We start from the raw sequence: 16,903 nt of genomic DNA on the forward strand, positions 1-16,903 counted from the left end.
GATTGACGGGAGAGTTTGAAAAACACCGAGCGGAAACTACGATGACCAGCCAGATCATTCCCAAAGCACGTCTCTCCACTTGTCAGCGATGGGAAATGGATGCTTTCGAACCCGCTCCAGAGTCCGTATCCGATTCTTGTGCCGGGAAACCGGATGATCCGGGTGAGTCCGGTGAAGCACTTATCCTGCCTACCGTCGAGCAGATCGAACGCATTCATCAACAAGCACGACAGGAAGGGTATACCGCGGGAAATGAGGCAGGCTTCCAGGCAGGTCATGAGCTCGGCCGCCGGGCAGGTGATGAACAGGCCACGGCGGAGGTCATCAAATTGCAGGAATTGTTCTGTGGTTTCCAGCGCGAACTGGCCCATGCCAACCGGGCTGTTTCCAACGATCTGCTCACTTTGGCCCTCTGCCTTGCCAAACAAATGGTGCGCGAGGCCCTGAGAGTAAAGCCGGAGCTCATGCTCGCGGTGGTGCGCGAATGCATCCAGCAGGAGACGGCGTTCAACCAGCCAGCGCAATTATTTTTGCATCCGGACGACGCCGCCCTGGTGCGTCAACATTTGAATCATGAACTCGGTGATTGCAAGGTGAGCATTGATACCACCCTTGAGCGTGGCGGTTGCCGTATCAAGGTGGGTAACAGCCATACTGACGCCAAGCTTGCGACGCGATGGCAGCGTATCGCGCAAGCACTGGGACAGAACAGCAATTGGCTGGATCAAGTTACATGAATACTTCCTCTCACACGGATCAGTGGCGGAGCTTCCTCGAGAGCTGCGGTAAGTTGGCTATCGCTCCCCCCCCATTTGAGGTTTCGGGCAGCCTTACTCGTGTAACGGGACTGGTCATGGAAGCGGTGGGACTGCAGCTTGCGGTGGGCAGCGGTTGTACCGTATTGATGCCCAATGGTAACAAGGTGGAGGCGGAGGTAGTGGGATTCCATGGCGACCGGCTTTATCTGATGCCAACCAATGATATATTTGGATTGACGCCTGGCGCAAAGGTTATTCCCTGGAGCAACACCGGTGCATTGCCCGTGCTTGGCGAAGGTGCCCAGCCACGACGGAGAGCGTCTGACCGGTTCAGGCGTTTTCCGGTGGGCAAGGGCTTGCTGGGGCGGGTGTTGGACGGGGCGGGGCGTCCCCTCGATGGCCTGGGGCCGCTTGAGGTTGAGCATGGCGCGCCGCTCACAAACAGGCCGCTCAATCCGCTCGATCGGGAGCCCATCAATAAGATACTGGATGTCGGTGTGCGCGCCATCAACGCGCTCCTCACCGTGGGACGCGGGCAGCGCATGGGCCTGTTTGCCGGCTCCGGGGTGGGGAAGAGTGTGCTGCTCGGCATGATGGCGCGCTATACCAGCGCCGATGTGATCGTGGTCGGGCTGATCGGCGAACGAGGCCGCGAGGTAAAGGAATTCATCGAACAGATCCTCGGCCCGGAAGGATTGGCGCGGTCGGTGGTGGTCGCCGCGCCAGCCGATACCTGGCCATTGATGCGATTGCAGGGCGCCTCCTATGCCACATCCATTGCCGAGTATTTTCGCGATCAGGGCAAGAACGTTCTGTTGATTATGGATTCACTTACTCGCTACGCCATGGCGCAGCGTGAGATCGCGCTGGCGATCGGCGAGCCGCCAGCAACCAAGGGTTATCCCCCTTCGGTATTCGCCAGATTGCCGCAATTGGTTGAACGTGCTGGCAACGGCCTCAAGGGGGGCGGTTCGATCACCGCCTTTTATACAGTGTTGACCGAGGGCGATGATCAGCAGGACCCGATCGCGGATGCAGCTCGTGCCATTCTCGATGGACATATCGTACTATCGCGCCAGCTTGCGGAAGCCGGGCATTATCCCGCCATTGACATCGAGGCGTCGATCAGCCGCGCCATGACGAGCCTGATCTCGCCGGCATATTTCGAGCAGGTGCGGGGCTTCAAGCAGCTCTACTCTCGCTATCAACGCTCGCGCGATCTGATCAGCGTTGGCGCTTACTCGGCTGGCAGCGACCGGCTTCTGGATCGCGCCATTCAGCTGTACCCCCAATTGGAGACGTTCCTTCAGCAAGGTATGTTCGAATGTGCGCGCTATGCGGATAGCGCCGACGGCCTGGGAACATTGCTTGGCCAACAATCCCAGAGCGGCCCGGCTTAATCTTAAAATCAATCCTGACCAGTTCCCCGATCGAAAAAAAATGTCTAAACCTTCTGCTTTGGAAACGCTGCTCGAATTGGCTCAGACACGCACAGACGATGCTGCAAAACGCCTGGGGGCACTGCACACCCAGGGCGTGCATATGGAAGCCAAACTCCAGTTGCTGCTGCAATATCGGGATGACTACTGTGCTCGCTTCCAGACGTTGATGCAGCAAGGGCTCACGGCCTCGGGCTGGCGCAATTACCAGGAATTTCTCGACAAGCTCGACGCCGCCATTGCGCAGCAACAGGAGGTCCTGGTTTCGACGCAGCAGCGCGTTGCGGCGGGAAGGGTTGCCTGGCAGTTGGCAAAGCGCACCTTCAACTCTTATGACACGCTTGCGCAGCGTCATCTACGCTCGGAACTGCTGCGTACGGTAAAGCGTGAACAGCAGGAAACCGACGAGCACGCGGGGAACGCCGCAGCACGCCAGAACTCATCGCATAAGCGCACCTGAATTTCACCGAATTATTGAGGATAAAACATGCTGACCTTGCCCCTGCTGCAAAATGGTGCCTCTTCCCCGGTATCCTCGATCAAAAATCCGGCTTCCACTGCCAATGCCACTGATGCCGCAGGGCCTGGGGCCGGTAAAAAAGCTCCGGGGTTCAGCGACGTACTGGAGCACGAAATGAAGGAAAAAGGGGACACGTCCAACGCTAAACCAGCGGATGTAAATCCAGCGCTTAGTAGAACTTCCGGCGATCCAGGCATGGGAGCCGCCAGGGAGGCGGAGGAAAGGGCAGGCGAGACGGCGGATGGGGGCGCTGAAATACAAAAGGACAACGGAGAGGCGGCGCCCGGTACGGTTGTGGCCATCATGGCATCTCCGTCCACTGCCCTTGCAAATATTCCGGGAACCCGGTTTACCGGCTACTCGCGGGAAACCGCGGCCGGTAATCGAGCTGGCTCTGCGGTCTCGAACCCTGCCGAAGCAGCATCTGATTTGGCGGCCGAATCAACACAGGCGGGGCCCGCAATTACTTCAGCTCGGCAGGTAAGGGGTGAAGCTTTGCAGGCGGGCCTGCTTGCGGCGCCCCCTGGCCAAACGACTGGCACTGAACCTGTTATAGCCGCCACCGACCCGGTTGAGATCCAGCCCATCCCTTACGCCGGTCCATTATCGGCAAATATATTGGCTGGCATAGCGGGCAGGATGCCAACTATAACCGGACGGACCGACACCCACCCGGTTATTAAAGACGATACAGCGATTAAACCGGGGTTGACCTCAAGAGCGCAAGTTTTTTCACGCCTGGAATCGGGCTTGCCACAAAGCGGCTTGCCCGAGGTTAAGCTAGCAATCGACGCCGAGAGAACCTCAAAGTTCCTGGCGGAGGGCATGCATCAAAGCTTGCCGGATGCACAGGTGGAAACGGCGATGATTCCAATTTCGCCCGAGCGTGGCGCTTCATCTGTCATTTCAACCGCCCCTGCAGGCACACCTGTTTATCCTGCTCCCGGACTGGAGCCTCGCCTCGGCGCACCTGGTTGGGATAATGCTTTGGGTCAGAGAGTCCTCTGGATGGTTTCTCAGCAGCAACAGGTCGCAGAGCTTAGCCTTAATCCGCCCGATCTTGGTCCCTTGCAGGTAGTTCTATCGATCAATGGGGATCAGGCCAGCGCCCTGTTTGTTTCGCAGCAAGCCGATGTGCGCCAGGCGCTGGAAGCCGCTCTGCCTCGGCTTAAGGAAATGATGGCGGATAGCGGAATCAATTTAGGCAACACAACTGTCAGCTCGGATTCTCCGCAGCAGCAGAGGGAATTCGAGAGACAGGCGGGTCCGGGTGCGCGTTATGGCAACGGTGGAGACGGGGTGGGCGGGCAGGGGATTGATATTGGCACGGCTTATATCCGTTCCGGTGGAAATGGCCTGGTGGATACGTTTGCATAGTTTGCCTGGGGCTTGAGCGTGCGCCAGGATGAAACCACGTTTGATTCCCAAGTGAACAAGGGAGCTTAGCTTGGCTGTGACCGGCAAGAAGTTTCTCGCTGCATTTCTTTTTTTCAGTCCCCGGACGCATTTTATTCCTGCACCAAATTCCCGAGATAGCCCTTTTTTCTCCCTCTGTTCATGGCGCTGCCGGGCCGGTTGGGGCCTGATAATGGTGAATACTTTGTAACGTAACAGGATCAAGGCATGGCAACCAAACTGAACAGGCTGGACAGGGATTACCGGGAATCAAAGGCAGTCATGCCTGAGCAAAAACCTGAGAAAAGCAGGCTGACTCTGATGATTGTTTTGGCGGTGCTGCTGCTTGCGGCAGGAGCCGGAGGCGCATGGTGGTATCTCGGCCAGGTCCAGGACGGAACAGCTTCTAAACCTCCTGTTTTCGTGAGCCTGGAAACATTTACGGTAAACCTGCAATCCGAGCACAGCGATCAGCATCTCCAGACCAATCTGACCTTGAAAATTGGAGATGCAAGGACGCTCGATTTGATAAAACTCCATATGCCCGAGGTGCGCAATCGTATTTTGCTGCTTCTTTCCAATAAAGAGTCGTCCCAGATTACTGATATTGCCGGGAAGAAAAAGCTTGCCGCCGAATTGCTGACCGAGATAAATCAGCCATTCAGTGAAGGAAGCACCGGGCAAATCGTTGAAAGCGTGCTTTTTACTTCTTTTGTGATCCAGTGAGTGCTCTGTGAGCAATGACTTTCTCTCCAGGGAAGAGGTGGACGCACTGCTAAAGGGCGTTGCAGGCGTACCGGAAGCGGCCCAGCAGAACGGAGCCTCTTCGGGTTTCCGTCCCTATAACCTGGCGACCCAGGAACGCATTGTGCGCGGGCGCATGCCTACGCTCGAAATCATAAATGAGCGATTTGCACGCCTTTTAAGGCTTGGTTTATTCAATTTCATGCGGCGAAGCGCGAATGTCACGGCGGGGCCGGTAAGGGTCACCAAATTCAGCGAATTCGTACGTACCCTGGTGATGCCAAGCAATCTTAACCTTGTGCACGTCAAGCCATTGCGCGGTACTTCCCTGTTCGTATTTGATCCCACCCTGGTTTTCCTGGTGGTTGACAACCTTTTTGGCGGCGATGGCCGTTTTCTCCCCAAAAAAGAAGGTCGGGATTTTACGCAGACCGAGCAGCGTATCATCCAGCGCCTGCTCAATCTGGTGTTCGACAGTTATGGCAAATCGTGGCAGCCGGTATATCCCATCGAGTTCGAATACGTAAGGGCTGAGACAAATACCCAGTTCGCGAACGTGGCGACACCCAATGAAGTGGTCGTCGCCACTACCTTTGAAGTCAATTTCGGGGCGGTCGTGGGAGAGATGCATATTTGTATCCCCTATTCCATTCTCGAGCCGATCCGCGATCTGCTTTCCAGCAGCATGCAGGGCGAGGCGTTGGAGGTGGACAAGCGTTGGGTAGGCCGGCTTTCGAAACAGGTGCAGTCGGCCGAGGTAACAATGCTGGTGAATCTCGCGCACGTCCAGGTCACCCTCGATCAAATACTCAATATGCAAACAGGTGACGTGATCCCTCTGGACCTTCCAGAGTTTGTCACCGCGAGCGTGGACGGTGTACCGGTGATGGAGTGCCGGTATGGCATATCCAATGGCCAGTATGCCCTCCGTATGGAAAAAATGCTTGGCTCCGCGAGTAACGAATGAGTTCTGCCGAACGACGCAACCTGTCTAAACGACCTTTTACGAATAAATCTGAGGAGATGACCGTGCCCGCAACACAAGCCAATCCCGCAACTGTAACGACCGGACACGAGGATTCCGCAAGCACTTCGGCGGAAGGCGCTCCAGCCCCGGTTTTCGAGCAATTCACGGGCACGCAAAAGGTGCAGGTTCACAACGACATCGACATGATCATGGACATTCCCGTCCAGCTCACCGTGCAATTGGGACGCACAAAAATTGCCATCAAGAATCTGCTCCAGTTGGCGCAAGGTTCTGTGGTGGAACTCGACGGCCTGGCAGGGGAGCCGATGGACGTGCTCGTCAACGGCTACTTGATTGCCCAGGGCGAGGTTGTGGTGGTGAATGAGAAATTCGGCATCCGCCTGACCGACATCATTACACCCAGTGAAAGGATACGTAAATTAAACCGCTAGGCGCTGAAAAGCCCGGAAATCAGTGAATAGACGAATACCGGCACGCCACGACGGCTTTCACGTGAAGAAAATCCATCAGCGATGAATTTATCAGCTTGCATTAATACCTTGCGCCGATCCCTGAATTTGCTTAATAAACCAGGAATTCTTTTTGCTTTCTCCTCAATCTGTTATTGCACATGGCCCATCAATGCCATGGCCCAAACTGCGACATCGAGCGTCGCAGCCGCTTCCGGCGCGAGCATGCTTCAGGTCCTGCTTGGCCTGGGGCTGGTGCTCGCAGTCATGGCCGGTTGCACATGGCTGCTTAGGCGCTTCGGCGGTTTACAGCGGGGGGCCGGTGGTGGAATCAAGATCATCGGCGCCTCCGCCGTGGGTCAACGTGAGCGCGTGGTGCTGGTGGAAGTTGCCGATACCTGGCTGGTGATCGGCGTGGCGCCGGGTCATGTGACCGCATTGCACAGCATGCCTAAAGGCGAGATTCCTGTTGGTACTGCCAGTACTTCTACGGCCATGGGCGGTACCGGAGCGGATACGCGTTTTTCCGCCTGGTTCAGACAGGTGATGGCGAAGCGCGATGGAGAGCAGAATGGTTAAGGGATTTTCCCCCGGGCATACAGCGCTTGGAATTGCGCTTGGAGCAGCGTTGCTTGCCACGCCGTGGACCGCGCTGGCTCAGACTCCTGGTCTGCCGGCTTTTACCAGCACGCCTGCGCCGGGTGGTGGGCAAAACTATTCGCTGAGCCTGCAAACCCTCCTGCTGCTGACATCGCTTACCTTTTTACCTGCGGCACTACTGATGATGACTGGTTTTACGCGCATCATCATTGTGCTCTCACTGCTGCGCCAAGCGCTCGGCACGCAGTCTTCACCACCCAATCAGGTGCTCGTGGGGCTTGCGCTGTTCCTCACTTTTTTTGTCATGGGCCCTGTATTTGACAAGATTTACGAGGATGCCTATCAACCGTTTAACGACAACAAGATAACGATGACCGAGGCATTGGCTAGAGGCGCCGCGCCGCTCAAGGCTTTCATGATGAAGCAGACCCGTGAAGCTGACCTGGCGCTGTTCGTCAAGCTCTCCGGTATTCCCCAATTGAATGGACCGGAAGACGTGCCTCTACGTGTACTCGCCCCGGCCTTTGTCACGAGTGAATTGAAAACCGCGTTTCAGATCGGTTTCGCGGTGTTCATTCCCTTTCTCATTATCGATATGGTTGTAGCTTCCGTGCTCATGTCGATGGGCATGATGATGGTTTCGCCCGCTCTTGTAGCATTGCCCTTCAAAATCATGCTCTTCGTGCTCGTCGACGGCTGGCATATGCTGCTTGGCTCCCTGGCGGAAAGTTTTTACTGAACCTGAGTGGTAGATTTTTAAACGGCAGTTAACAGCTCCTTGATTTTACGGATAAAACGATGACTCCTGAAAGTGTAATGACGATGGGCCAGAAGGCCATGGAGGTAACTCTGATGATTTCCGCTCCGCTGTTGCTGGTGGCGCTGTTGACCGGCCTGCTGGTAAGTATTTTCCAGGCGGCCACGCAGATCAACGAGATGACCTTGTCCTTCATACCCAAGCTGTTGGCGCTTTTCGCGGCTCTGGTACTGGCGGGTCCATGGATGCTCTCGGTGATGATCGATTATATGCGCCAGGTGCTGGAAGGAATTCCCGCATTGGTGAGCTAGCGGCTGTAATAAAGGCCTTGCCCAGTATCCACGGTAGCGGAATGAAAATCGGGTTTATAAAGGTACGAATGCCAAATGATCACTTTCAGCTCGGTCGACCTTAACGCATGGTTGACTGCCTTCCTGTGGCCGCTAGCGCGTACCCTGGCATTAATGGCGGCGACTCCCGTCCTTGGAAATACGGCTACTCCCATGCGGGTAAAGATTGGGTTGGGAGTGCTCATCACCTTGGTTGTGGCCCCCGCCATCGGGCCGCTGCCAAACGTGGAACCGGCATCGCCTGAAGGGCTGCTGGTGCTGAGCCAGCAGATCGTGATCGGGCTGGCAATGGGCTTTGCGATGCGTATTATCTTCAGCGCCGTGGAGCTTGCCGGGGAAATAGCGGGCCTCCAGATGGGGTTGGGTTTTGCAACGCTTTTCAGCCCCAGTAGCGATGGCAGCACCCTGGTAGTGGGAAAATTCCTCGGCCTGCTGGCAACACTCACCTTTCTTTCCCTGAATGGCCATCTGATGATCCTGTCAGTGCTGGCAGAGAGTTTCAACGCATTTCCCATCTCCACCGAGCCCCTTTCAGCCCTCGGGTGGAAGACGCTCGCCGATTGGGGTGGTACGATTTTCCTTTCCGGCCTGCAGCTCGCGCTCCCGGTTGTCGCCGCGTTACTGATAGTAAACCTTGCGCTGGGCATTCTGACCCGCGCGTCACCTCAGCTCAATGTTTTCGCCGTGGGTTTTCCCATCACGCTGATGGTCGGCATGGTAGTGCTGATGCTGTCGCTCCCTTATTTCATTCCGATGATCGAAAAACTGATCGCGCAAGGCGTGGAAACCATGCTGGAAATTGCTCGCGCCGCCCGCCCTTCCTCATTGGGCTCCGTGCCGTTGCGCTGATCGTTATCCCCGATTTTCGGCTTCAAAACAATCCGGTTCGAAACTTGGTTTAAGAATAGGCTGATAACGAGGAGGCTGGCTGGTCAACGTTTCCTGCTCTTAGCCTGATCGCCGCGATCGTTGCAGCTTTCGCCGGCGTACAGCCGCGAGAGTGACAAGGCCGATCCCCAGCAAGCTCAAGGAACCGGATTCGGGCAGCTCGTTTATCGCGAGCAATTGCCCATTCTGATTTTGGTAAAAAAAATCGCCTAGCGTATGCGCGTTGTGGAACGAGTTATCGGGAAGATCGATCATGGTTACGCCACTGGAGCCATCTGTATCGAAAAACGCCGAATTAACCATGCTTTCGGTGCTACGCTGACGTGACGAACCGGGCTGGGATCCGTTCTTGTCTTGTTTACCTTTTGTGAAATTTGATATCGTTCCCGTTGCCTGTATCACCCCCCAGCCAGTCGAGATATTTTCACCCCCCTCCAATTTTCCTCCACCTGTTGCACTCAGAAAATTTCCCGTGCCGCCTGTTATATTGAAAAAGGAATCCTTAAACGTAAATAGCGATGGGTGATTTGTGGGAATGAAGGAGCCAAAATAATCTGCAAAGATTTCATCTCCGCTCGATAGCGTAAATATCATTGTCCCTTCGAAGGAAAGGTAATTTTCTACGGGCGTAATACAGTCGTTAGCTTCAACGGAAATCCTCCCCAGGAGAGAGCTTGTTCCGGTACCGGTTATGGTGCCTCCAAATTGCGAGGCGCAATCCGGTCTATAACCCACCTGCTCCTGAATGATTCCGCTTATGGTCAAGGCAGCGCCTTCCACAGCGGTCAGCGGTACCATAACCGATGTGATTGTCAGTGCTGAGGCCACAATGCGCTTCATCAGATTTGAATTAATTGTTCTCAAGTTGGCTCCTTTTTTTAGTTTTCGTGACGGTCAATCATTCAAACATCAGTTTGAGCGTTGTGGATACAATCGAACTCCGGCTGCGAATTTATAATGCCTGACCTTCGGCGTCAACCAATATAGTAGCTACGCATCCTCCAACGGCTCGCCCTGGTGAGCCTTTTATTGAGGCAACCCGGTGCAACTCCCGCCTTTGACAACATATATTCCGTCACCCGAGTGAAGCATTAAAGGCAATCCGTTACTACGATTTCAAGCAGCGTATCCTCGAAGGGCGCCTCCGGTTGCCTTTCATGAGGCTGTTCGGATGAATCATCAGAATTGAATTTTTCAAAATTGCTGCTAGAGTAAACAACGCGGAAGGAAAAATTGCCTCGCATATTATTTCTTTCTCTACCTCGAATCCTTGCTGTATCGCCAATTGAGGGAGTGACAAATGCCCGTGCTCGACCATGCTGCTTTCATCAATCGCCTCAGGGGAAAGTCGATTAACACGGCGGAGTTGCGTAGCGCCTACCCTGAATTTAACGTGAGGGGTTTCTCCGATAATGGAGTTATCAAAGGCACGAATCAAAACCTTGAAAAGTTGTGGGAGGTCATTGACAACTACGATCGCGATGGCAACGTCAATACGATTTCGGATGAACCGGCCTTGTCCATCGCCGCGTGGCTGTTCGCGAACACCGGAAGTTCTTCGCCCACGAGCGGCGAGACAGCGAATTGGCGGAAGGTTGCGGAACTGGGCGACAAGAGCATCACCAACAACAGCAACGCGCACAGGACTGCTATCGACGATACTGGCGTGGGCCTTTACTATGGCGATCATTCGCCGTTCCATGACGCAATACTGAGGGGCGACAGCCGGGGCCTCCAGACCCAAATCGACGCCATGAGCGCGGGTAACTGGCGAATGGGATCAATCGAACCCGGCCGCGTTATCATTGAAAACCCATCCGGAAAGGCTGCGCGTATTCAGGAAAGCTCATGTATTGGCTGGGTGATGGATAATGTTAGGGCGGCCTATGAAGGAGCCGGCATTGAAGCAAGGTTTGCCGAGATAAAGAGTAGAGTGAAGGAGGCTGATTTGCGCGGAACGGTGCTTTGTGAGGAGCTGCAGAAGGACGGATGGACTGCGGTCTTTTATTGTCCGCGAACTGCACAGGATCTTGAAGCTGCTGGCGAACGCGAAAAATTGGGCGCGCTCAACATGGCGAGGGCGGGTGCGCGCGTGTGGAAATCGCCTGTTCCGGGTTCGACCGGCATACGCTGCGATGCAGTCCTAACAGGCTACCGCGGCATCATGCCGGACAGTACTACCGAGGCGCTCCTGGAAAAACTGGAAAACGTGCCGTTCTTCGTTGGCGTCGCGAACGGCGGCATCCATACTTTCGTGGGACATAAGGGGAGCGTGTGCGATTTCCATTGGACTGCGCAGCCGGATGACAAAAATGCGATGACGGAAAACCCGGTCCGGGAATGGAAGTGGGACACAGGACTCTACATGGTGCCGCCGGGATACTGGTAAAAATCGATGAGGCGGGGTGAACCGCGAATCCAGCTGCCCCGAGGAATACAGCTCAGCCATTGTTGCCCTCCTGAAAGCGATGATCCTGGCTCGTTGGAAAGGATAAGTAGAAAATATGGACGAACGTGGCGCGCAGCGGGCCCGCGCTTGCAAAGCGGGACAGATGCATGACCGGCCTGGGATATCGGTCATACTGCTTATCGCGCCCCTGATCGCTGGTTGCGCCCAGATCAAATACTTTTACGTTTCGCCCAGTACGGCCTGCCCGGGCGAAACGGTCAAGATCGACTGGGAAGGTACAGGCAAAGTGACGTTGGATGCAGTGCCGCCACTGGAGGGTATAGGAGAAGGGCCGCTCGAAGGGTCTCGATCTTTCGCTCCCGCGCAAAGTACCCGATTTGTACTCAAGGCGCCGGGCCTGCTCAAGAGCGATCAACGCGAGTGGGATGTACAAGTCATACCCGGCGAGAGCTCCAGACTGCTGGGAGGGATTGCCCAGTGTGGCGGAAATCCCCCATCGGTATCAACTTCATTCACAATCCAGCAAAAAGACACATCTTCACGGGTTCGGGCCGTTTCAGTGGCAAATAATTATAATCGGCAGTTGTCAGTCATCAAGGAGGAAATTGAGGTGGAGATTCCTCCAAATGGCACAACAGATCGCTTCAAAACCATGCCCATTACCGGTACCTGGACAGTGCGCACCCCCGTTGCTCCAGATGAAAACTGCGATAACGCCCTCGATGCGGTAAGGGGGCGATTAACTATCAAAACCCGGATGAGCTGTGGGGAGGCGTTCAATGGGGGTCCTTGACCAGTTTCAGACCATCGTGATCGTGATGATGGAGAACCGGTCATTCGATCATGTGCTCGGGCATCTGAGCATGGCGCGGTTTGGCAATCGAAAAGATGTCGAGGGATTGGTCGACCCCGAGTCAAATCTCGATTATACGAATTTCCTTGATGGTCAAGGTTATCAGCCCTTCGAATTGAAGGATGGACCTCTGTTGCACGATCTTCCCCACAGCCGGGCTCTGGTAGCGGCGCAACTCGCCAAATCCGGTTCGCGCTTTACGATGAGTGGCTTTGTCGATGCCTACTACCGGCAATCGGGGAGCAAAGTGAGCGATCCGCCGGCTATGGGCTTTCTTTCACCTGCGGATGCCTCGATGTCGCATTTTCTTGCGATGCAATACGCAGTGTGCGACAACTGGTTTGCCCCTCTTCCGACGGATACCCAGCCAAACCGGTCGATGGCTTGCAGCGGCTACTCCTTGATCGATGATACGAAGCCGCGGCGAATTCCGACAGTAAAAGACAGCTTCATCTTCAGGTGGATGAATGCGCGGAATGTCAGCTGGCGCGTTTATCACTGCGGTCTTTCGTTTTTTACCCTTTTTGATGGCTTCCATGAAGAAGTACTGGGGCCGAATTTCCGCAGCTTCAGGCATTTTCCCGCAGATTTTGAATCGGAATCAGTGTCAGAGATGCCGAGCGTGATATTCATTGAACCCGAATACAGCGATTCGCCTACCCATTTTGGCTGGACACCCAACGACAGCCATCCGCCCACTCCCATTGGCCCCGGGGAATACTTTCTGCGCGATATCTACACCCTGCTGACGCGCGATAGCGCTAAATGGAATCGCACGTTGCTGATCACTACACATGATGAGCACGGCGGATTCTTTGATCATGTTCCGCCCCTTGCTATTCCTGCCGTTGTTCCGCCCGGCGCTGACTACACCGACGCCTTCGAGAGCACGGGCCCAAGAGTCCCGGCTCTTGTCGCATCGCCGTGGATTTCCCCCGGTACTGTTTTCAGTGGCCCCATGGACCACACATCGATATTGCAACTGCTGTCGGAGAAGTTCGCGGGCACGCCGGATTATAATGAAGGGGTTGCGCAGCGAAGAAAATCAGGCATACAAAGCGTGTCGCAAGTGCTGGCGCAGGCGTTTGCCGAGCCGAGAAATGATATTCCGGCACCGCCGTCGATTACGATTGCGAGCACGGTGAAGCTGACGCCGGGTGTTGAGCCGCAGACCGATAATCAACAGGCTTTTACCAAGGCTGCCAAAGACCTTTTGCAGTATGACCGGAAGCGAGCGCTGGAGAAATATCCGGAACTTGTGCACCTCCCGGAGGAAACGCCTCCAGCCCGGCGAAGGTGACAAGCAATATAATCAGTGCCCCTTCATCTCTTCAACCCAGCGCTTTTGCGACACGGCCAAGTGCGTTTTCCAGGTTGGCCATGGTAGTGGCGAAAGATAGCCGTATGTATCCTTCGCTTCCGAAAGCGGACCCCGGCACTACTGCGACCCCTCCATTTTCCAGCAGATATTCGCTCAAGGCGATATCGCTGCCATCCTTGATTACACCTTTTGCGTGCAATCTTCCGATCGTCTCCCGCACGTCCGCGAAGGCATAGAACGCACCCCCCGACAACAGGCATTTAACGCCGGGAATGGCGTTGAGCGCATCGGTAACAAACCGGTTGCGTTCCCTGAATGCCGAAACCATGGGCGCGATACAGGATTGATCGCCACTAAGCGCTGCCTGGGCGGCCACCTGCGAAATGGACGTAGGACTGGAAGTGCTTTGAGACTGGATATTCTCCATGGCGGTAATGATGTGTTCGGGCCCTCCGCAATAGCCGATGCGCCACCCCGTCATGGCATAGGCTTTGGAGACGCCGTTGAGCACGATGGTGCGGGAATATAACTCGGGACACGCGTTCAGGATATTCACGAACCTGCCTTCCGAAAGCAGGATGTGCTCATACATGTCATCCGTGGCAACCAGGATTTCCGGGTGCCTGAGCAGAACTTCACCGAGGGTTTTGAGCTCGTCCAGCGTATACACCGCCCCGGAAGGGTTGCTTGGGCTGTTGATAACGAACATTCTGGTTCTGGGAGTGATGGCTTGTTCCAGTTGCGCCGCGGTAATCTTGAAATCCTGCTCGATACCCGCTTCGACGATCACCGGCTTGCCCTCGGCGATCAGAACGATATCGGGATAGGAAACCCAGTAGGGCGCAGGTATGATGACTTCATCGCCGGGATCGATGACCGACAGCGTCAAATTGAAAAAGCTTTGCTTGCCGCCGCACGATACGAGGATTTGCGCGGCAGTGTAATCGAATCCATTGTCGCGCTTGAACTTGGCAATAACGGCGTTCTTCAGCCCCGGCGTCCCGCCTACCGCCGTATATTTTGTGAAACCCTTGTTGATCGCGATGATGGCCGCGTCCTTGATATGTTGAGGGGTATCAAAATCGGGCTCGCCGGCGCCAAGCCCGATGATATCCCTGCCTTCCGCCTTAAGCCGCGCAGCACGGGCCGTCACAGCCAGGGTGGGGGAGGGCTTGATAGCCTGAACGCGCTTCGAGAGTTCCACGATAATGTCCTTATTGTCCTTATGCAAATGCGGGCAGCGCCTGCATGATAAAATTAGCCGGAAGAGATATTCTGGAAATAAACTGAACCCCGAAGTATACCCGTGATCATTACCTTCCCCAATAGCCCTTACAAGCTGCATCAGTTGTTCAAGCCCGCTGGCGATCAGCCTCAAGCCATCGACAAGTTGGTGGAAGGGATAGAAGATGGCCTTGCGTTCCAGACGCTGCTGGGCGTCACGGGGTCCGGCAAGACCTTCACGATGGCGCACGTCATCGCACTTCTCGGACGCCCCGCAATTATCATGGCGCCAAACAAAACGCTGGCTGCACAGCTATATGCTGAAATGCGGGAGTTTTTCCCGGAAAATGCCGTCGAGTATTTCGTGTCGTATTACGATTACTATCAGCCCGAGGCGTATGTGCCCTCGCGCGACCTGTTTATCGAAAAGGATTCGGCCATCAACGAGCACATCGAACAGATGCGGCTATCCGCCACCAAATCGCTGCTCGAACGGGACGACGCAATTATTATTGCCAGCGTGTCGTGCATATACGGGATAGGTGATCCCGTTGATTATCACGGCATGATTCTGCATTTGCGCGAGCACGAGAAGATAACCCAGCGGGAAGCCATACAGCGTTTGATCGAAATGCAGTATGAGCGCAACGAGTTCGAGTTTGCCCGGGGAACCTTCAGGGTGAGAGGGGATGTGCTCGACATATTCCCGGCCGAAAGCTCGGAAACCGCTGTGCGCGTATCGCTGTTTGACGATGAGGTCGAAAGCATGACGCTGTTTGATCCGCTTACCGGGCGTACTTTGAGAAAAGTATCGCGCTATACGGTATATCCGTCCAGCCATTACGTAACTCCCAGGAGTACGACCTTGCGCGCGATCGAAACGATCAAGGCCGAATTGCGCGAACGCGTGGATTTCTTTCACCAGCACAACAAGCTGGTAGAGCTGCAGCGCGTCGAACAGCGCACCCGTTTTGATCTGGAAATGCTGAATGAGCTGGGTTTCTGCAAAGGCATCGAGAACTATTCCCGGCACCTGTCCGGAAAACGACCGGGAGAGCCGCCGCCGACCTTGATGGATTACCTCCCGCCAGGAACGCTGATGGTTATTGATGAAAGTCACGTGACCATTCCGCAGATAGGCGGCATGTACAAGGGCGACCGTTCCCGCAAAGAGAATCTGGTGGACTACGGCTTCCGGCTTCCCTCGGCGCTGGACAACCGTCCGCTGCGGTTCGACGAATTCAGAAAAATCATGCCGCAGACCGTGTTTGTTTCAGCAACGCCGGCGGAGTTTGAACGCTTGCACAGCGGACAGGTGGTAGAGCAGGTGGTGCGGCCCACCGGCCTGGTAGATCCGCAAATAGAGGTTCGCCCAGCCACGACCCAGGTAGACGATCTTATGTCGGAAGTCAGCCTGCGCACGGTCAAAGGCGAGAGGGTACTGGTTACCACACTCACCAAGCGCATGGCCGAGGACCTGACCGACTATTTTTCCGATCACGGCATCAAGGTACGATATCTTCATTCCGACATAGACACCGTCGAACGGGTGGAGATCATCCGCGACCTCCGGTTGGGCAAATTCGACGTACTGGTAGGCATCAATTTGCTGCGCGAGGGCCTGGATATACCGGAAGTATCGCTGGTAGCCATACTGGACGCCGACAAGGAAGGCTTCCTCCGGTCGGAACGCTCATTGATACAGACAATAGGCCGCGCCGCGCGTCATATTAACGGCACCGCGCTTCTTTATGCCGACAGAATTACGAACTCGATGCGTCTCGCGATGGACGAAACCGAGCGACGGCGCAACAAACAGATCCTGTTCAATCAGGAGCACGGGATTACACCGCGGAGCGTGTACAAACGTGTCAAGGACTTGATCGACGGTGTTTACAGCATCGAAACCGCCCAGCAGCAGCTCAAGGCAGCGCAAGTGCAGGCTCGGTATGATTCAATGAGCGAATTACAACTGGCGAAGGAAATCAAGGTTCTCGAAAAACAGATGCTTGATGCAGCGAAAAACCTGGAATTCGAGAAAGCGGCAGAATATCGGGACGAATTAAAAAAGTTGAAAAACAAGCTGTTCGTGGGGTTTGTTGAACCGGAATCCGGGACGGGCCCGGAAAAGGCGCTCAAACCCCAGAAGACGAGAAGGGCGATCAAATAGCCTTTCAGCTCAAATTATTACCATGGGAAGTTAAGGT

The 16,903-nt window shown here is 55.1% G+C and carries 17 protein-coding genes; 15 read left to right on the forward strand and 2 right to left on the reverse strand.

The window, feature by feature from the left end:
* Positions 1-41: 41 nt before the first annotated feature.
* From BMZ14_RS02800 to fliR, 11 genes are all read left to right on the forward strand, one after another.
* On the forward strand, positions 42-737 hold the full coding sequence (locus BMZ14_RS02800) for a flagellar assembly protein FliH (protein WP_074794364.1): 696 nt from the start codon (positions 42-44) through the stop codon (positions 735-737).
* Positions 734-2,158, forward strand: coding sequence for a flagellar protein export ATPase FliI (fliI, locus tag BMZ14_RS02805; protein WP_074794367.1), 1,425 nt, complete (start codon positions 734-736; stop codon positions 2,156-2,158). Before BMZ14_RS02800 ends, fliI begins: the two co-directional genes overlap by 4 nt.
* Before the next feature lie 40 nt (positions 2,159-2,198).
* Complete coding sequence (fliJ, locus tag BMZ14_RS02810) at positions 2,199-2,657, forward strand: flagellar export protein FliJ (protein WP_074795500.1); 459 nt, start codon at positions 2,199-2,201, stop codon at positions 2,655-2,657.
* Between the two features lie 27 nt (positions 2,658-2,684).
* A complete protein-coding gene (locus BMZ14_RS02815) occupies positions 2,685-4,094 on the forward strand; it encodes a flagellar hook-length control protein FliK (RefSeq protein WP_074794370.1) in 1,410 nt (469 codons plus the stop codon).
* A gap of 246 nt (positions 4,095-4,340) precedes the next feature.
* Positions 4,341-4,838: a flagellar basal body-associated protein FliL gene (fliL, locus tag BMZ14_RS02820; protein WP_083396591.1), complete on the forward strand. Its 498-nt coding sequence runs from the start codon at positions 4,341-4,343 to the stop codon at positions 4,836-4,838.
* A 7-nt stretch (positions 4,839-4,845) separates the two neighbouring features.
* On the forward strand, positions 4,846-5,823 hold the full coding sequence (gene fliM, locus BMZ14_RS02825) for a flagellar motor switch protein FliM (RefSeq protein WP_074794373.1): 978 nt from the start codon (positions 4,846-4,848) through the stop codon (positions 5,821-5,823).
* Between the two features lie 56 nt (positions 5,824-5,879).
* Positions 5,880-6,275: a flagellar motor switch protein FliN gene (fliN, locus tag BMZ14_RS02830; protein ID WP_074795504.1), complete on the forward strand. Its 396-nt coding sequence runs from the start codon at positions 5,880-5,882 to the stop codon at positions 6,273-6,275.
* A gap of 195 nt (positions 6,276-6,470) precedes the next feature.
* Positions 6,471-6,872 (forward strand): flagellar biosynthetic protein FliO, encoded by a 402-nt coding sequence (gene fliO, locus BMZ14_RS02835; RefSeq protein ID WP_074795506.1) that lies wholly within the window; start codon positions 6,471-6,473, stop codon positions 6,870-6,872.
* Positions 6,865-7,632, forward strand: coding sequence for a flagellar type III secretion system pore protein FliP (gene fliP / locus BMZ14_RS02840; RefSeq protein ID WP_074794376.1), 768 nt, complete (start codon positions 6,865-6,867; stop codon positions 7,630-7,632). The genes fliO and fliP overlap by 8 nt, the downstream gene beginning before the upstream one ends.
* Positions 7,633-7,691: 59 nt before the next feature.
* Positions 7,692-7,961 (forward strand): flagellar biosynthesis protein FliQ, encoded by a 270-nt coding sequence (gene fliQ / locus BMZ14_RS02845; protein WP_074794379.1) that lies wholly within the window; start codon positions 7,692-7,694, stop codon positions 7,959-7,961.
* Positions 7,962-8,036: 75 nt separating this feature from the next.
* The gene (gene fliR, locus BMZ14_RS02850; RefSeq protein WP_074794382.1) at positions 8,037-8,849 is read left to right on the forward strand and encodes a flagellar biosynthetic protein FliR; all 813 of its coding nucleotides are present in this window, start codon (positions 8,037-8,039) and stop codon (positions 8,847-8,849) included.
* 99 nt (positions 8,850-8,948) lie between these two features.
* Here the strand turns inward: fliR and BMZ14_RS02855 are convergent, their stop codons facing one another.
* Positions 8,949-9,752, reverse strand: a complete 804-nt coding sequence (locus BMZ14_RS02855; RefSeq protein ID WP_143071865.1) for a PEP-CTERM sorting domain-containing protein — start codon at positions 9,750-9,752, stop codon at positions 8,949-8,951.
* A 436-nt stretch (positions 9,753-10,188) separates the two neighbouring features.
* On the opposite strand from BMZ14_RS02855, the gene BMZ14_RS02860 reads away from it, so the two are divergent.
* From BMZ14_RS02860 to BMZ14_RS02870, 3 genes are all read left to right on the forward strand, one after another.
* Positions 10,189-11,277, forward strand: a complete 1,089-nt coding sequence (locus BMZ14_RS02860; protein ID WP_074794388.1) for a hypothetical protein — start codon at positions 10,189-10,191, stop codon at positions 11,275-11,277.
* 115 nt (positions 11,278-11,392) lie between these two features.
* A complete protein-coding gene (locus BMZ14_RS02865; protein ID WP_074794391.1) occupies positions 11,393-12,091 on the forward strand; it encodes a hypothetical protein in 699 nt (232 codons plus the stop codon).
* Positions 12,078-13,451 carry an alkaline phosphatase family protein gene (locus BMZ14_RS02870; RefSeq protein WP_074794394.1) on the forward strand — a complete coding sequence of 458 codons (1,374 nt, stop codon included), beginning with the start codon at positions 12,078-12,080 and terminating at the stop codon, positions 13,449-13,451. The genes BMZ14_RS02865 and BMZ14_RS02870 overlap by 14 nt, the downstream gene beginning before the upstream one ends.
* Before the next feature lie 31 nt (positions 13,452-13,482).
* Here BMZ14_RS02870 and BMZ14_RS02875 read toward each other — a convergent pair whose 3' ends face one another.
* Complete coding sequence (locus BMZ14_RS02875; protein ID WP_074795508.1) at positions 13,483-14,676, reverse strand: pyridoxal phosphate-dependent aminotransferase; 1,194 nt, start codon at positions 14,674-14,676, stop codon at positions 13,483-13,485.
* Positions 14,677-14,778: 102 nt separating this feature from the next.
* Here BMZ14_RS02875 and uvrB point away from each other — a divergent pair, with 102 nt between their 5' ends.
* The gene (uvrB, locus tag BMZ14_RS02880) at positions 14,779-16,866 is read left to right on the forward strand and encodes an excinuclease ABC subunit UvrB (RefSeq protein ID WP_074794397.1); all 2,088 of its coding nucleotides are present in this window, start codon (positions 14,779-14,781) and stop codon (positions 16,864-16,866) included.
* Positions 16,867-16,903 lie beyond the last annotated feature (37 nt).

Source organism: Nitrosospira briensis, from assembly GCF_900115125.1.
Taxonomy (GTDB): Bacteria; Pseudomonadota; Gammaproteobacteria; order Burkholderiales; family Nitrosomonadaceae; genus Nitrosospira; species Nitrosospira briensis_A.

Excerpts from the sequence above, each read along its gene's own strand:
- fliR (WP_074794382.1), top strand. The coding sequence starts at position 8,037 with ATGATCACTTTCAGCTCGGTCGACCTTAACGCATGGTTGACTGCCTTC.
- fliJ (WP_074795500.1), top strand. The coding sequence starts at position 2,199 with ATGTCTAAACCTTCTGCTTTGGAAACGCTGCTCGAATTGGCTCAGACA.
- BMZ14_RS02860 (WP_074794388.1), top strand. The coding sequence starts at position 10,189 with ATGCCCGTGCTCGACCATGCTGCTTTCATCAATCGCCTCAGGGGAAAG.
- BMZ14_RS02800 (WP_074794364.1), top strand. The coding sequence starts at position 42 with ATGACCAGCCAGATCATTCCCAAAGCACGTCTCTCCACTTGTCAGCGA.
- fliO (WP_074795506.1), top strand. The coding sequence starts at position 6,471 with ATGGCCCAAACTGCGACATCGAGCGTCGCAGCCGCTTCCGGCGCGAGC.
- BMZ14_RS02815 (WP_074794370.1), top strand. The coding sequence starts at position 2,685 with ATGCTGACCTTGCCCCTGCTGCAAAATGGTGCCTCTTCCCCGGTATCC.
- fliN (WP_074795504.1), top strand. The coding sequence starts at position 5,880 with ATGACCGTGCCCGCAACACAAGCCAATCCCGCAACTGTAACGACCGGA.
- fliI (WP_074794367.1), top strand. The coding sequence starts at position 734 with ATGAATACTTCCTCTCACACGGATCAGTGGCGGAGCTTCCTCGAGAGC.
- fliQ (WP_074794379.1), top strand. The coding sequence starts at position 7,692 with ATGACTCCTGAAAGTGTAATGACGATGGGCCAGAAGGCCATGGAGGTA.
- BMZ14_RS02870 (WP_074794394.1), top strand. The coding sequence starts at position 12,078 with ATGGGGGTCCTTGACCAGTTTCAGACCATCGTGATCGTGATGATGGAG.
- BMZ14_RS02865 (WP_074794391.1), top strand. The coding sequence starts at position 11,393 with ATGGACGAACGTGGCGCGCAGCGGGCCCGCGCTTGCAAAGCGGGACAG.
- fliL (WP_083396591.1), top strand. The coding sequence starts at position 4,341 with ATGGCAACCAAACTGAACAGGCTGGACAGGGATTACCGGGAATCAAAG.
- fliP (WP_074794376.1), top strand. The coding sequence starts at position 6,865 with ATGGTTAAGGGATTTTCCCCCGGGCATACAGCGCTTGGAATTGCGCTT.